The following is a 16,224-nucleotide window of genomic DNA, read 5'->3' on the forward strand; positions in this document are numbered from 1 at the left end:
ATATGGGGTTGATGCCCTTATCCCTCTCCTAAGCAAATATAGTTTTTTAGGAGAGGGTTATAGCTTTTCCTAATCAAATGAGATACAACATCATAGCCCCCTCCTCGCAAGCGAGAAAGGGGTTGAGGATGGGGTTTAGTACCTAATCAACAGAGAACCGCTATAATTCTTACCGGAGAAACTCTGAAGGAGTCAGATAGGCATTCGTTTGCCTATTTTTAATCGGTGGAGGTAAGGTACTTTTAGAAGTTATGGATTGCGGCGGGATTTGATATCGGTTTCCCCAACCACCATTCAAGTCTTCCGGTTGCCGACGAGGTGGTATTGTTTTCCCCGTAGGTAGGGGTACTGTTAAAGTTTGGCTAACTTGTAAATATTTTTCACCTTCGTTAGTAAAGCGAATCAAGTTGCTTTCAAGCTTTTCAAGCTGTTGATTTTCTAACTTTAACTTTTGAGAGTTTTGATTATCTGGCTGTTCTGACTGAGTAGCAGGATCGAAAATAGCTACAAATGTAACACCACCTTCTGGAAACAGTCGTATTTGTGCTGGATTTGCTTGCCAGGCTTCTTGAAAACTACCATTGGGTGAAACTTGCCACAGATTCAGCGCAGCCTCCCATTTTCCCTGTTTCACTTCCACAATTTGACGAGCCAGAATTGAACGGTTAGTATTCGTGTCTGGATTCAGTAAAGCTTCTGTTTGTCCTGATAGTGGACGCAAATAACGCACAGCGGCCACTGTAATCTTGCTAGATTCGGGCAGATTGGTACTACCGACGATATTGTATATACCTTTACTTGATATAGGTTGTACATCTCCGATTTTCATCTCCACCTTTTCTTGTACTTTTTGAACACAGCCATAACTGGTAGCTAAAAGTATTAGGCAAGTACCTATCTGGGGATTAGTAAAAAATAAAGCTTTAAATTGAGTCAAAATAGTCTTTAAATCAAGATTTTGCATGACAAAAGGCACATTATCTAGTTTTTTTGCAAATAAGCTTAGGTTTTTACCTATTATGCCCAATTTGTTTTTAAAAATAACAATTTTTATCGACTCTTAATCAATTAATTTAAAATTGCAAATTTTATTCAATCTAATGGTTAATACTCATTTCCTTTGCTAAAGTAGCGACATTGAATAACCGAAATATGTAGTTGTTACCCAACTAAGCTGATGAGGCAAACAGGACTCGATTGTTATAAATTTACTTTTCCAAACCAGTACCACAAGGTTTATCCACTGCTTTGTACTGTCGTTGTCTCGATTTGCTGGGTACTGGCAGTGAGCGAAAAATCTTCAGCTCAAGTCAACCCATCTCAGCTAAAGACTATCGACTACCAATTGGGTTTAGCAGAACCGCTACCAGGGACTGAATTACCCATTAATAAAAGTCAACAATCTCAGTCTGGGTCGCAAACATTGCCTCCTCCACGCGTAACGCCTGGTGTAGCAGTTGCACCGATCGCTAATCCAGTGTTGAAAGTTGTGGAACCCAAACCAGTCAACGATCTCCAAGAAATGGAGAGTGTCTTCATCCAGCAGCAGGTAACTGGAAAAGCCCCGGCAGCAGCATGTAGTTCTGTTGCACCAAGAGTGGCAGCAGGTGGGGACACTTCTAACCTGAATTTAGGATTGCAGGGACAGATGAACGGCTCGGAGCCACCAAGTAGTTCAGCCCCACTGCCACCACTCGCCAACTCGTCTGCAACCCCAGAATCAACTGCACCAGCAGCACCAACTTTTAATCAACTATTCAGTTCTCAAACAGCCCCCCTATCACCACTTCCCAACTCGGCTGCAACGCAAGAATTCACTGCACCAGGAGTAGCGCCAACTTTTAATCAACTACTCAGTTCTCAAACAGCCCCTCTGCCACCACTTCCCAACTTGCCTGCAACCCCAGAATCAACTGCACCAGGAGCAGCACCAACTTTTAATCAACAATTATCCAATCCACAGACAACACCATCAGTCCTTAGTACAACTCCCACTCCAAGCACAGCAGTGCCAGTTACCCCATCGATAACTACTCAACAACGCCGCCAGCTTCCTAGCAGTAGTTTAAGGGAACCCTCTTTACAATTCCAAGGAGTTTATATTAACCAAGGTGGCGACACCTCAGCGCGGGCGAGAGTCAGCGGAGTCTACCCACTGTCTCCTCAAGCTTTGATTGGGGCAACCTTGGACTTAACAAGCCAAGGCAGCAACCGCAACTTCGATGACTCCCGAAACGATGGTTTGAACATCAACGAGCTTTATTTGGCGACTTCACTAGCAGGAGTACCTAATCTGCGGTTTGTGATCGGTCAAATAGATTTAACGTCTTATTTTGATCGCAACAGCTTTGCTAAAGATGGAGCCAGTCAATTCTTTAATCCGGTGTTTCAAACTAACCCAGCACTGGCAGCAACAGGAATTAGTTCCCGCACTGGTTTCTTAACTGATTGGAGTATCACCGACAATATTGAAGCCAAAGCAGCAGTCTTTTCATCAGCAGACAAAATCGGTGACTTTTCTTTAGATGGATTTGCTGGCGAAATCGGTATCCGTTACGGCAATGCAATTATTCGTGGTACTTATGCCAGCGATCGCGACGCTGGTGTTAATGATAGCTTCCTTGAAAGCTATAGCATTGCCAGAGGTAACAATCAATTTGGCACTGATAAAAACGATCGCGAAGAAGCATACGGTCTAAACGCCGAAGTCTTTATTCCCAATCTGAAATTAGGTTTATTTGGGCGCTATGGTCACTACGAAAACCGCACTTTAGGAGAGGGTGCCAATACTTACGTCTTGGGAGCTAGTTTTGTGGATCTGTTTACCCCAGATGACCGAGTAGGAATAGCTTATGGACGCGCTCTCTCTAACGATCAGCTACGTCGTGGAAATAGTCCCGATGTATTAGAAATGTTCTATGATTTTAAATTTATTGACAATCTCCGGTTAGGCTTGTCGGTTCAAGCGCGTGATGATTTCTCAGAAACAGTCTTTGGTATCAGGGTGAAATCAGAATTTGGTATCACTCCCAGAGGGAGAATTACTCAATGAGCCAAAACAATATAAATAAAAGGCAAAAGGGAAAAGCTAAAAAAATTAAATATCGTTCTCTTTTTACTTGTTCATTTTTGTTTTTTACTTACTTGTTAACTGTGCCACCTTTGGGCAGTATTGCCCCTGCTCAAGCACAGAGCTTATCAGCATCTGCACAAAAGGGTTTTGGATTCTTAAAAAAAGGCTTGATTAATGATGCGATCGCAGCCTTCCAGCAAGCCCTTAAAAGTCAACCGCAATCTTCGCAAGTTAGGTTAGGATTAGCGATCGCCTATCGCAAAGCCGGACGTATTCCCGAAGCTTGGAGTGCTTATCAACAAGTACTGGCAGTAGACTCTAACAACCAACTAGCTTTAAAGACAGTTGGTATATTGGCTACTTATCGTCCTGAGTGGAACTTAAAAGGAATTGAGGCTCTAACAACTTTATTAGAGTTAAATCCTAATGACTCAGAAGGTCGTCATTACCGTGCTCTACTCTACTCTTATCAAGGACGATTAAGCGAGTCCTTGGCAGACTACCAAATTGTGCTGAACAACAACCCCACGCCAAAGGCAGTTGTTGATGCAGCTCAAACTTATAGTTACAGTGGGGATTTTCCTAAAGCACTGGAGTTGTTTAACCGCTACCGCACCACCGGCAAAGCCATTACAGAATATGCAGCACTAGCCTACGGTCGCACCTTACGAGAAACAGGCAATCCTGGAGGGGCAGTACAGGTGTTAGAAGCGCAGTTGCAGCGCTCCAATAAACTTAATGAGATGGGGTTTGAAACCCGTAAAGAACTAGCTGTAGCATACCTTGCCAATCAACAACAAGCTCAAGCGTTGGCGGTTTTAGATGTATTACAGGGAAGACCAGAGGCGATTTTGCCCTTAGCGCGATCGCTCAATGAAATTCGCAAGTACACCAATAACCCCACACTCACCCAGCAAGTTTTCAATCTCTACCGTCAAGCACTGCAAACTAATCCTAACCCTTCCCCCAAACTACTGCGCGAAGTCGCTGATGTCTTTACTGGGTTCCCCGAAGGACGACAAACAGCACTGCAACTGTACCAACGGGTGGCGTTAGAATTTCCCAACGATCAAAGTCTGGTGGTGCAGCAATTAGCTTTGGAAAATCAGCTAGGTTTACTCGGTAAAAATGACTTGAAACAGCGTTTGACTACTGCAATCCAATCAACGCCGAGCGATCGCGTCCAGTTGCAACAGCTAGCTAATGCTTTAGTAAACATTGATGTTCCAGACCCAGAGTTTTTACCTGTGTACCAAAATCTTTTACAAATGGGGGTAAACGTACCGTTTTTGAATTTCCGGGTGGCGCAGATGTATGTGCAGCGCCAAGAGTTGAATGGGGCAAGGCAAGCTTTAGCAGCTTATACAGCTACCCCCGCAGGTGCTAAAGACCTGGCGCCCCAATTACTAGCAGCAGAAATTGAGCGTCGTGAGGGTAATCTTGAAGCTAGCGCCCAGCGTTACCAAGCTGTGATTGCTAGTAAGCCAAACAATAGCGATATTATTGATGCTGCTTTGGGCGGACTGGCTGGAGTGCGACTGCAACAAAAGCGTTTTGATGAGGCTGTGACAGTTTATGACCAATTAATAGCTCGTAATCCTCAAAATTTGTCGATTCAACTAGGGCGTGCTAGTATCGCCTATCAAGCCAAGCGGATCTCCCAACAAGAAGCAGAGGCAGTTCTCAACAATTGGTTAGCTACACAACCTGCAACCAATACTCCTCCAGAACTATACAGTTTGATAGGAGCGTTGCCTACTGATCCGCAAAAAGAAGCTTTATATAGTTATCTGGTAGAAACTGACCCTACTTCTATACCACTACAACTGCGACTATTACAGGTGATAGCAAAACGCAATCCTGCCCAAGCACAAGCGCGGATGAAGCAGTTGATTGCCCGCATTCCCAACACTTCTGACTCATACCAGTTGCAGGCAGAGTTGGCTCGCTCTGTAGGTGATTTGAATTTGGCTAGCAGTACCTATCAGAATATTTTGGTGCAACAACCAGATAACATCGATGCCTTAGCGGCTTTGGGCGGAATTCGCTTTGAACAGCGCCGCTTTGAATCAGCACAGGAGATTTATGCTCAAGTGTTGGCACAAAAACCGGAAGACAAAGGCACACGCCGCGCCCTTGCTGGATTGAATGCAATTTTAGATCAGCCTTTGACAGCACTGGCACAGCTAGAACAACTGCAATTAGAAGCAGCCGCAGAAGGAGGAAACGATAGCGATGCATCTCGGCAAATACAGCAAATCCAAACAGACTTTCTGCTACGACGAGGATTTCAACCCCCTTGGGAAGATTATCAACGTCGAAACAGTAATTAGCGATCGCTTAAATCTTTTACACAGGACTTACGCACAGGTAACGGAAAATCGAACCACAGAGGCGCAGAGGACACGGAGAAATAAGAGTTTGAGAGATATTTTGCGTAAGTCCTATTACAAATCAAACTGTTCTTAGGATGTGGCACTTCCCAAAAGTGGCAGCTATTGTCTGCCTGATTGGTTTATCTGCCTGTGTCTCTAGTTACTCGGCAGCAAACCCCAAAACGCCGGATGAACAAACTCCGGTGGCAAATGTCCCCACTGAAGGTAATAGTCGATTATTAACCGATCTTCCTAAATCCACCCCCAACCGGGAATTACTAGTCCAAAGTTGGGATAGCTACCGCCAAAGATTTATTCAGTCAGATGGGCGGGTGATTGATTACGAAGCAAGCGATCGCTCAACTAGTGAAGGTCAAGCTTATGCTTTGCTAAGAGCAGTACTGATTAACGATCCGGCAACTTTTGCTCTGACTTTAAACTGGTCGGAAAATAACCTCCAGCGCCAAGCTGCTGGTAAACGCACAGATAGTTTGTGGGCTTGGAAGTGGGGACGAAAGGAAGATGGTAACTGGGGTGTCATCGACAGCAACTTTGCTAGCGATGGAGATATAGATGCGATTACTGCCCTGATTTTAGCATCACGGCGTTGGCATCAACCGGAATACCTGGAACTAGCAAAACTCAAACTGCAAGATTTGTGGAATTTGTCCACTATCTCAAAAACCCAAGGTGAGCGCTATCTGTTACCAGGGCCTGTAGCTGCATTCGTCCCGGATGCATCTACCGTTTACCTAAATCCCTCTTATTTTGCACCCTATGCTTTTCGCATCTTTGCACAAGTTGACCCCCAACATGATTGGTTGAGTTTGGTAGACAGCAGCTATCAAGTGCTAGAAAATTCCGCAACGCTTTCTAGCGTCGGTTTACCCAGTGATTGGGTAGCTCTAAATACCAAAACAGGACAATACCAAACCCTACCAGCATCTAGCAATCTGAAGAGTTTGTATAGTTTTGATTCCTATCGAGTCTGGTGGCGTTTGTCGTTGGATGCTACTTGGTTTAAGTCACCCCAAGCACAGCGCTATCTAGTGACATCGACTCAGCATTTGCAAAAACTGTGGAGTAAAAAATCGATACCAGCACGCATTGATTTACAAGGGAAAGCATTAGTGGATTACGAAGCTACATCCCAATACGCTATGTTGTATGCCGCCATGCAAGTAGTGAAACCAGCGATCGCTCAAGAACTGCTTGTAAAAAAAATACTACCTCAATACAAGCAGGGAATTTGGGGAGACCAATCTGCTTATTACACCCAGAATTTGGCTTGGTTAGGATTGCTACCTCCAAAGACAATTCCCCAGCGATTGCTTAAATGATATCCCCTGATGCTGAGTTAGGGTACAAGCTTCCCAACTAACTTTTACTCCCGGCAGACTGGCTTCCGTTGATTTTTTTTTAAATCTGATGGGATGATTTTGAAGTTCTAAAAGCAACAAAATATTTGTGCTTTTTACGTAAACAATTTAAGTAAATTCACACTAAAATCACGCTCTACCATGAAGCAATTGTTTCATCTTTCCCAAATTAGTAAAAAAGCAATTATTGTTACTTCTTGCTTTTTTTTGTTTCCTAATTCATTATTGAGCGCTCAAGCTCAAACCAAAAGCGATCTGCAACAAGAAGTAACTTTATTAGCTCAAGCAACGACATCAGAAAATACTAGTAAAGCAGACTTAAAAGTTCCTAGTGCCAAGAATCTGACAACTTACACCCTAGAATTTAATCGTAGTCCGATTGTGGGCAACCGAATGCGCTTGCGTGGGGTTTACTCAGAAGGTCGTCTTGCCTTTACTCGTCCTCGTGGCTGGAAGCTAGATCAGGGTAAGGTACAAGCTTTAATCCGTTTTCAACACTCACCATCGCTGTATGCCAATCGCTCTAACCTGACTGTGCTATTGAATGGCATCAGTGTTGGTAGCGTACCACTCAATCGTAAAGAGTCCCAAGTAGGTCAAGTACTGTTCAATATCCCACCAAAGCTGCTGCAAGACTACAACGAACTCGTATTGGTGGCACAGCAGAATAACACCCTCGAATGTAGCGACCCTACTAGTCCCGATTTGTGGACAGAGATTCTGCCTGATTCCAAATTAATCTTTAACTATGAACAGCAGCCGATTCCCCTGAATTTCAGCCGCTATCCTTATCCTTTCTTCGACGAATTCGGCTTAGAAACTAACCAAATTGCTTATTTGCAACCAAGTCAAGTCGATCAATCTTGGCTGACAGCAGCAGCTCGCTTACAAGCGGCATTGGGGAGAATCGCAGACTTTCGCCCGATTCAGACGAGCTTGGTGTCTGATGTTGCAAATGTGAAGGCAAACGATCGCTTGGTCATTATTGGTACTCCAAATGAGCAACCAGCCTTAAATACTTGGAAGAATTTGCCCCTGAAAGTCGTCAGCAATCAAATTCTTGATCGTGATAATAACCCCGTACCAAATGAAACAGGGGTGTTAATTATAACTAAAGCTGAGAAAAGCGGGGTTCCGGTTTTAATTGCGACTGGGAACAGTGCAAAAGCTGTAGAAAAGGCAACTCAATTTTTATCACAGCCAGACTTGCGAAAAATGGGTACTGGTCAGGTGGTTTTTGTCGATACCCTCAAGGAAACTTCGACACCAGGACTCCGCCAATGGCCTCGTTATTTGCCAGAACAAAATTCTTTTAAACTAGGCGACATTAAAACCCAAGTAAATGGTGAGCCGTTTAGTGATGTGACTGTACGTGGAATCGGAGCGCCACCAGTTGAAATTGATTTTCGGGCTTTACCAGATGATAGATTTCTCCGGGGTAGTTCGATGAATCTGGTGTACAGCTACGGGCCGCAGGTTAATCCGCGAACTTCTGCGATCGAAGTTTTACTGGATGGAGTTTTCATTGGTGGGGCACGTCTTGATTCTGAATCGGGAGAAACTCGCAAAAACCTGAAAGTTAATTTACCGGAAAACTTGATCAAACCCAACTCGAAACTGCAAGTTTTCTTGCGGATGAATCCGAGAGAACCCTTTGATAAACAAAACTGTCTTCAACCACCAGATCAACAACTGACAGGTACGGTGCATTCTGATACTAGCTTCGACCTGAAGCGGGAAATCTCTACACAATTACCAGACTTGAACCTGCTGAAATTCGGTTTCCCCTTTGCGGCACCACAGGATTTGTCTCAAACAGCGATTGTTGTGCCACAAACCCCCTCGAAGACAGATATTTTGACCTTGTTGGCTTTTAGCGAACGTTTGGGAAGGCTTAGTCAAGCAGATGCTATCAAACTAAATGTTTATACACCAGATGCTTTGCCAACACAAGCCCGCAAAAATGACCATTTGGTAGGAATTGGAACGCGAGAAGAGTTTCCTTTTCCCGAAGTATTTAATTCCACTGGCTTTAACTTGAGTCAGGCATATTCCCGTTCCTTTGCCAATGCTGTGGTTCAGACCCCGCAGGATACACAAGGGATGATTAAGCAGATTATCTCTCCTTGGAACAGCGATCGCGTCGTTCTAGCTTTAACTTCTCAAACCGAAACTGGTTTAGAGCGAGTGCGACAAGTCCTCAATCAAGACCCGTGGTTCTTCCAACTCAAAAAGGATACGGTACTAATTAGTAGCGATCAAAAAGACGCAGTTTCCTACGATGCTGATGCCTATCAACTACAGTTTTTCCAAAGCGCTCCAAACACTCGTCGCTTAGAAAATACCACTATCCTCAGTAAAGCATCACGCTTTTTACAAGAAAATTGGCTATTGCTACCTCTAGGGATTTTCATCGTCTCTCTAATTCTTTACGGAATTCTTCAGTTGTATCTCAAGCGTTTGACTGCTGATAAAAAGTAAACACTTTCGATCAAGTATCGCCCATTTTAAATTTTAAAATTTAGATCCACAATGTCATCTTCCCCCCACACACCACCCCGTAAATCACGCGATCGCCAGCGCTTAAAATTGAGCAATTGGTTGATTGATATTACTCCCCGATTTTTTGACCGCACTCTTCAAAAAGTGGGCGTAAAACAGTTTAAGTGGTTTATCTTGCTGCTATTGATACTCTCTCTACCACTGATTATTACCCCGATAGAAGTTTGGCAGCAGGGATTAGTAGCATTGTTTCTCGTGCTACTTGGTCAACTGGTGATACACGCTGAATTTCAAGAGTCTTCTTCAGAAATCAGTCACTATTACCACTTGTTTATGCTGTGGCTGAGTATGGTAACAACGCTGCGTTATTTATATTACCGCACCAGCTACACCCTGAACTTTGATGGTTGGCTCAACAGCATCGCTTGCGTATTCTTGTTCGCCGCCGAACTTTATGCCATCCTCACCTTAGTATTGGCATACTTTCAAACCCTGAAAATTCAAGAACGCCAACCAGTTAATCTAACAAACATTCCTCAACAGGAATGGTTCAAAATTGATATCTACATCCCCACATACAACGAAGATGTGGAGATTGTTCGCAAGACGGCTGTGGCAGCCTTAGCCTGTGATTATGCTCCTGATAAAAAAAAGGTTTATGTCCTTGATGATGGTCGTCCAGAAAAGTATAAAGAGAACGACCCACGCCGAGAACAGTTTAGCAAAAGACGGGAACAGCTACGGCAAATGTGCCAAGAACTCGGCTGTATACACATGACGCGGGACAATAACGACCACGCTAAGGCTGGTAATATCAATACCGCCTTTTACAAAACTGACGGTGATTTAGTGTTGATTTTGGACTGTGACCACATCCCATCGCGGCAATTTCTCTTGCATACAATGGGTTTTTTCTTCGATCCCAAAGTATCATTTGTCCAAACTCCTCACTGGTTCTATAACCCTGACCCCTTCGAGCGCAATTTGCTTACCAAAGGTAGAATACCCGCAGGCAATGAACTGTTTTATAAGGTATTGCAAAAGGGTAACGATTTTTGGAATGCCGCCTTTTTCTGCGGTTCGGCAGCATTAATCCGCAAATCCCACGCTTTAGAAGTTGGGGGAATTGCAGTGGAAACCGTGACGGAAGATTGCCACACTGCCTTACGATTGCATTCGCTGGGTTATAAGTCTGTCTACTACGACAAAATTATGGTGGCTGGTTTAGCGCCAGAAACATTTTCTTCTTACGTGGGACAACAAGTGCGTTGGGCCAGGGGGATGGCGCAGATTCTGCGATTAGAAAACCCAATTTTTAATCCGAAGCTGAATCTAACATTTGCACAACGGATTTGTTACTTTAGCGCGACTTCCCACTTTTTATATGGCTATCCTCGACTAATATATGCGATCGCTCCGACACTATTTCTATTATTTGGCGTTAACTCTGTCCAAGGTTTGGGTTTAGAAACTCTAGCCTATGCCCTACCCCATATTCTCCTGTCCCTATTTACTAACTACATCATTTACAAAAACGTCCGTTTCTCTTTCTGGAATGAAATTTTTGAATTTGCGATGGCTTTCCAGGCTGGGTGGGTGACGATGTTAGCGCTGTTTAATCCGAAGCTGGGTTCATTTAACGTTACCGACAAAGGAACATCTATAACTAAACGCACCTTTGATTGGGAATCGATGCGTGGTCTTTTGGTGGTGACAGCACTTGTAGTCTCTTCGTTGCTAGCTGTTCCCTATTGGCTACTGCTACATCCTGAAGATTGGCAAGCGGTCTTAGTCAACACCATGTGGTCTGTTTTTAATCTGGTTTTGCTGATAGCTGCTTTGCTGGTTGGCTTTGAACAACCACAAGTACGGACTGCCCACCGTTTACAGCGTCGCCTCCCCATCTTAATTACCAGTAACGGTCAAACAATTATGGGCAAAACGCTGAATATTTCAGAAACTGGGGCATTAATTTCTTTAGAAACTTGGCCCAATTTATTGGAGGAAGCGGAAGTTGAGGTGATGGGAGATTATACTGCTAGCGCCTCTTTAACAGCGCAGATTGTCCGAGTCTCTCCTATTAATGACACAGAAACGCTTTTAGCTGTTGATTTTGTGAAGCTCAACGATGCCCAACGCGATGCTTTAACTCTAGTTTTGTATTCTGATGTCCGCGAGTGGTATTCTCAAAAGGGCCAGTATGTAGACCGACCATTCGCTTCCCTTGGATTCTTAGCCACAAGTCTGACTCGCGCCTTGCGTGACGTGAAACAACCTAGCCCTAAAAAGGTACGCAAACAGGTAAATAGCCATAGCCGACTCTACTGGGATGGTAACTTCTTCTTTGCAGTAGCCACAGAATTAGGAACAACGGGTTTGCGCTTGGAAATAGAGGATACAAAAGCCGTGTCTTCTCACAAAATGCTAGGACAACAGGATTTGCACACAATGCGAACTGTTAAACCATTAGTTGGTTTACTGTTGAATGAGGATGAGGATAACCTCTCATCTAACCGATTTGTTGCCGAAATTTATGCAGTAGAAGAGACAAATGGCAAGATTACACTCGAATTAAATTTTCCAGAAAAATTCAAAGAACGTCAGGACACAAAAATCAAACAATTGTTGGAGGTTCTGTAGCAGAAGTACTTGACTAGATTTTGACCAGCGCAAACTCCATTTAAGTCCAGATGTTGCTTGCGCTTGGGAGTGTTTTAAATTGCAAAAGTTAATTCAATTATTGTGGGGTGGGTAGCGCTCAGTCGAACGCTACCCACCTCACAATAATTGAATATTTTTTGATTTGTCAGTCTTTAAGAACTGTTAGCAATCACACTTTGCCAGCCAAGTTCATCAACTGTTTGAAGTTTACGAGATAAATGATGTTGTTTGCGCTGTCAATTTTGATCCACCCTTTCTCATGCAGCTTTTCCATAATTTTGGTGGTTTCTTCAACACCAATTTCTGTTACCTCTGCTAAATCTTTGAAGGGAATGTTAAAAATTTCCTTTCCAAAATTCGATTCATGACCATAGCTTTCGCCTAAAGTCACTAGAGTATGGGCAAGTTTGACTGCTGGTGGTGAAGATCGCATTTGTAAGCGCAAGTTAATTTGCCGCAACCGTCGCACCATAAGTTGTAACATCCGATGATGTAACTGTGGATCTTTGAATAATATTTGAATAAAACGCTCTCTAGATACACTCAACAAATTCACAGACGAAAGGGCTATGACATCGGTTGAGCGTGGAGATTCATCCAAAATTGCCATTTCTCCAAAAAAATCGCCCTTACCAAAAATTGCCAAAGCTACTGAATCTTCCGCGACGGTACGCCGGACTTTTACCCAACCTGAAACAACGAAGTAAACGGCGTTACCCCAAGCATCTTCCATCACAACGGCTCGCCCAGATGGGTATTCATGTTCAATTGCAACGTTGAGCAGCCATTCTAAAGTTTGGGGAGTGGCTGTACTCATTAAGGGGAAAAGTTCACTAAAAACCTCAGTCTGCATGAAATATTTATAAAAAATGGATTCAAGAGCAGGAAACTAACTTTGTCACTATAAATTTGTTTAGACCGTAATCTTATTTAGAATACGGCAGCAAAATCTCTATCTATTTGAGTTTAACTCTAAGCTTGATCAGTCTAGAGTTCGATTACAACATAACAATTATGTATAAAATTGGAATCAGCGATTTCACTTACAGAACTATGATTTAAGGTTTAATCAATTAATCAAAATTTTAGTTGTAGATATAAAGCTTATTAGTATAAAAAATATATCAACCGAAAATTGCTACGATACATAACGCGTTCAAAATTAATCCTCTGCTTTTAAGCATGGTTCCTTTTGCTTCTGCCTTTTGAAGTTCTAATCTACTAACTGAGCCATGAGGGGTTGAACTTGTTATGAATTCTCCCCTGTTCGCCATCTCCTAGTTTGGTACACCATCTTAATTGAGCAACTAAATACCTCACAAGCTACTCCTGGGTTCTTAAAGCTTGGGCTGCTAGATAGATTTTTGTCCATTCACCTAGCACTTGATGGGTTTTGAGTTTTAACTGTTGGCCTATTGCTTCTATTGAGTTACCTGCTCTCCGCAAATCTAGAATCTGCCGCCCCAGAGGAGTCAATTTTTCATCCAGTTGCTGCCATTGGTTTTGGGTTAAACCCAGGTTATGTTCTTGCAAGGAAATTGAGAGCCAATTGTCTACTAGCTCTGGTTTACCTTTGAGGGCAAAAACACGCACAGCATGGTAACTAATTTTTTCTCGCAGACGGTATACTTCTTTAGTCGGCTTATTTAATTTGTGGGCGATCTCTTCTTGGGATTTACCTTGTAAATATAATCGTAGCCACTGTAGTGCGTCTGTTCCCAGATTTTCTTGTAGATAATTTTCAAATTCTTTTTGTACTGACTGACGCAGCGCAAGTTGTTCCTCTAGCTGTTGTGCTTCTTGATATTCTGCGATCGCCTGACTATCGACTAAGTTAACTCGATTGTCATTGTCGTCAGTGAGAACTTCTTCTGACACCAGTCTAATTAAGTCACGACCCGGCACTTGGGTTAAGCCACCGCGCTGAGTGCGACGCAAGTAATTCACGAACCGATAAGCTAATAGGGGTTGATTGCGGACTGGTCGCAGACAATATTCTTCTACACTGGCAAATAGCAGAGCATCTCCCAATCGTTTATCAGTTGTATATTTGGCAATATCAGCCATTTGCTGTTGCATCTGGCTGTCGCTTTGCAGTAATTCTTGGAGTACTTCTTGCAACACGTCTATAACACTACGCTGGCGATCGCGGCTTAGGGCAACCCAAGTCTGAATTTTATTCCGTAATGTTACTAAACTCCCCAATCGCGTTATCAAGTTCCGATAAGCACGTTCTCGCCCTAGCCCCAAATAGCGTTGACGTAAGATTCTCCAGCGATATTCCATCGCTTGCTTGGCAATATCGAGTTCTTTAGGGTTAAATAGATCAAACCGTTTGGAGTCAGATCCCAATAACCAGAGAATAATGCTATGCCTAGTAGCTTCATTTTGGTCTGGACATTCCGCAGCCAAGCGCTTTCGCCAATCTAGAGCTAGTTGTTTCACATCTGTTGTCATAGTGAGATTGCGCTCCTCGAAACTTAATTTTGAAGTTTGCATCACAACCCCCATTTGTCCCACCTAATTGTTTAACTGGCAACTTGCCCGGATTTCATGAATCTCATGAAAATAGCTCAGTGATTCCACTTTTATTACGTCTTAATTCACTATAATTATGCAGAAATTTCTATATTGATGTTTTGCTTACAATTTCAAAATGCCCTAAACTCATACATATAAAGCTTTTGGAGCTATTTTTTAATTTAACTTTTGTGTAAAGTTATGTTTTGTAACTGAGAATAGAAATCTGCCGACAGTGGTGGGGATAAACCTTTGCGCGAGGTGGGTTGAGGAAATCTAAACAAGCCCTAGCGTGGACGAGTTCCCCAGAATAAAGTGAGTACGTGGAAACCCGCAGAATTATATTAAGTTAAATTTGGTAGTACATTTTTAGCCTATTAAGTGTATACACGTAAATTAATGTTTAACAGGATGTTTGGTAAGCCGTTATATAAACCTTAAATAAATTCTTGGATAAATATTATCGCTATAGCGTGAAATCAGACCCAGTATTCCACATGGCGATGTCTACCACAGGCTATTCGGCGTCGCTATTCTGGATAGTAGGGATTGATAGGTCAATTTATCCTTTCTAAACTAGCTTCATCTACAACCGTGGCTCTAACATTAGCAAGTTATTCTTACAGCTTTTAGATTTTCACAAATCAATAGTCAACAATCAATATTGATTTTGACTATTGACTTTGACTGTTACTTTTCCTCTGCTTCAAAATTCAACTTATGCAAAATCTAAAAACAGCAAGAATGCAATCCTCTAAAGTTTTGATAGTCAGAAGTCTGACAAGAAACTTATATTGAAATTCATTTATGGGAATTTTTTTTATTCCCCACAGCAGGTTGAATCTATCGACTGTTTGATCTAACAATGGGATTTTCTACAGATTCTCGATACCCTTGGACTTGTTCTGTGTAACCAATTGGCAGAACAGCTTCAACGTTTTCATGGGGACGAGCAATAATTACCCAGGATTCAAGTGTACCGCCATAAACATTTTCTGCGGCTTCAATACCGGCAGCCATAGCGGCTTTTACTTCAGAAACATCGCCACGAATATTAACTGTAAAACGAGCGCTACCTACTCTGATATAACCAACGAGGGTGACTCGACCAGCTTTTACCATAGCATCTGCTGCTGCTAGCACCGCAGGGAAACCTTTCGTTTCAAGTGCTCCAACTGCCTGTAATGACATTATTAATCTCCTGTATGAATAAACGATATGGGGACTACAAATTAATTGTACGAAGCTTCGCTACAGATGTTGATAGCAAAATTGCTTAGAACATGCGAAATGGTTCTGATTCTTCAGTGAAATGGATTGGTAATATGGTTTCAACATTTTCTGGAGGATTAGGAACGATGTAGTAGGTAATTACTGTACCTACCTTGACTTCCTCTCCAGCTACGATTCCGGCTTCAACAGCTCTATTTACTTCAGAAACGTGTCCCCGGACGGCGACTAACAAGCGAGCGCTTTCCGCTTGACCATAATACACAATTGTGACTGCGGCAGCTTTGACCATTGCATCTGCTGCTGCTAAGACACTAGGAAAACCTAAAGTTTCAATTACGCCAACGGCCATTGGCATGGCATTAGCTCCTGGATTAAGGGATAGGCGATTTTAATTGTACGTGGCTTTAGTCCCAATTTTGACATTTTAGAAAACTTTTTTTGATGTCATAATTTTTGGGGGAGTGGGAAGAGACGCGATTAA

The 16,224-nt window shown here is 42.9% G+C and carries 10 protein-coding genes; 5 read left to right on the forward strand and 5 right to left on the reverse strand.

The genetic code is table 11. The features are described 5' to 3' along the window. Window positions 1–169 precede the first annotated feature (169 nt). Window positions 170–964, reverse strand: coding sequence for a hypothetical protein (locus V7K25_RS28820; protein WP_335162940.1), 795 nt, complete (start codon window positions 962–964; stop codon window positions 170–172). Between the two features lie 321 nt (window positions 965–1,285). On the opposite strand from V7K25_RS28820, the gene V7K25_RS28825 reads away from it, so the two are divergent. The 5 genes from V7K25_RS28825 (at window position 1,286) to bcsA (ending at window position 11,969) form a co-directional block, all read left to right on the forward strand. Next, window positions 1,286–3,052 (forward strand): porin, encoded by a 1,767-nt coding sequence (locus V7K25_RS28825; protein ID WP_335162942.1) that lies wholly within the window; start codon window positions 1,286–1,288, stop codon window positions 3,050–3,052. Further along, the gene (locus V7K25_RS28830; RefSeq protein WP_335162944.1) at window positions 3,049–5,406 is read left to right on the forward strand and encodes a tetratricopeptide repeat protein; all 2,358 of its coding nucleotides are present in this window, start codon (window positions 3,049–3,051) and stop codon (window positions 5,404–5,406) included. Before V7K25_RS28825 ends, V7K25_RS28830 begins: the two co-directional genes overlap by 4 nt. 137 nt (window positions 5,407–5,543) lie before the next feature. Next, window positions 5,544–6,788: a glycosyl hydrolase family 8 gene (locus V7K25_RS28835; RefSeq protein WP_335162946.1), complete on the forward strand. Its 1,245-nt coding sequence runs from the start codon at window positions 5,544–5,546 to the stop codon at window positions 6,786–6,788. Between the two features lie 180 nt (window positions 6,789–6,968). Further along, entirely contained in the window at window positions 6,969–9,308 is a 2,340-nt protein-coding gene (locus V7K25_RS28840; protein ID WP_335162948.1) for a cellulose biosynthesis cyclic di-GMP-binding regulatory protein BcsB, read from the forward strand. Between the two features lie 51 nt (window positions 9,309–9,359). Further along, window positions 9,360–11,969: a UDP-forming cellulose synthase catalytic subunit gene (bcsA, locus tag V7K25_RS28845; RefSeq protein ID WP_335162950.1), complete on the forward strand. Its 2,610-nt coding sequence runs from the start codon at window positions 9,360–9,362 to the stop codon at window positions 11,967–11,969. A 190-nt stretch (window positions 11,970–12,159) separates the two neighbouring features. Here the strand turns inward: bcsA and V7K25_RS28850 are convergent, their stop codons facing one another. The 4 genes from V7K25_RS28850 to V7K25_RS28865 all read right to left on the reverse strand — a co-directional run bounded on the left by V7K25_RS28850 (window position 12,160) and on the right by V7K25_RS28865 (window position 16,098). After that, window positions 12,160–12,843, reverse strand: coding sequence for a Crp/Fnr family transcriptional regulator (locus V7K25_RS28850; RefSeq protein ID WP_335162952.1), 684 nt, complete (start codon window positions 12,841–12,843; stop codon window positions 12,160–12,162). A 470-nt stretch (window positions 12,844–13,313) separates the two neighbouring features. Continuing rightward, window positions 13,314–14,501: a HetZ-related protein 2 gene (locus V7K25_RS28855; RefSeq protein WP_335162954.1), complete on the reverse strand. Its 1,188-nt coding sequence runs from the start codon at window positions 14,499–14,501 to the stop codon at window positions 13,314–13,316. An 852-nt stretch (window positions 14,502–15,353) separates the two neighbouring features. Next, the gene (locus V7K25_RS28860; protein WP_229558895.1) at window positions 15,354–15,701 is read right to left on the reverse strand and encodes a carbon dioxide-concentrating mechanism protein CcmK; all 348 of its coding nucleotides are present in this window, start codon (window positions 15,699–15,701) and stop codon (window positions 15,354–15,356) included. 85 nt (window positions 15,702–15,786) lie between these two features. Continuing rightward, entirely contained in the window at window positions 15,787–16,098 is a 312-nt protein-coding gene (locus tag V7K25_RS28865; RefSeq protein ID WP_094352432.1) for a BMC domain-containing protein, read from the reverse strand. Between the last annotated feature and the right edge of the window lie 126 nt (window positions 16,099–16,224).

This window comes from Nostoc sp. (assembly GCF_036919495.1).
GTDB lineage: Bacteria > Cyanobacteriota > Cyanobacteriia > Cyanobacteriales > Nostocaceae > Nostoc.

Coding starts and splice junctions, on each gene's coding strand:
- V7K25_RS28820 (WP_335162940.1), bottom strand. CDS start 964: ATGCAAAATCTTGATTTAAAGACTATTTTGACTCAATTTAAAGCTTTA.
- V7K25_RS28830 (WP_335162944.1), top strand. CDS start 3,049: ATGAGCCAAAACAATATAAATAAAAGGCAAAAGGGAAAAGCTAAAAAA.
- V7K25_RS28835 (WP_335162946.1), top strand. CDS start 5,544: ATGTGGCACTTCCCAAAAGTGGCAGCTATTGTCTGCCTGATTGGTTTA.
- V7K25_RS28840 (WP_335162948.1), top strand. CDS start 6,969: ATGAAGCAATTGTTTCATCTTTCCCAAATTAGTAAAAAAGCAATTATT.
- bcsA (WP_335162950.1), top strand. CDS start 9,360: ATGTCATCTTCCCCCCACACACCACCCCGTAAATCACGCGATCGCCAG.
- V7K25_RS28850 (WP_335162952.1), bottom strand. CDS start 12,843: ATGCAGACTGAGGTTTTTAGTGAACTTTTCCCCTTAATGAGTACAGCC.
- V7K25_RS28855 (WP_335162954.1), bottom strand. CDS start 14,501: ATGGGGGTTGTGATGCAAACTTCAAAATTAAGTTTCGAGGAGCGCAAT.
- V7K25_RS28860 (WP_229558895.1), bottom strand. CDS start 15,701: ATGTCATTACAGGCAGTTGGAGCACTTGAAACGAAAGGTTTCCCTGCG.
- V7K25_RS28865 (WP_094352432.1), bottom strand. CDS start 16,098: ATGCCAATGGCCGTTGGCGTAATTGAAACTTTAGGTTTTCCTAGTGTC.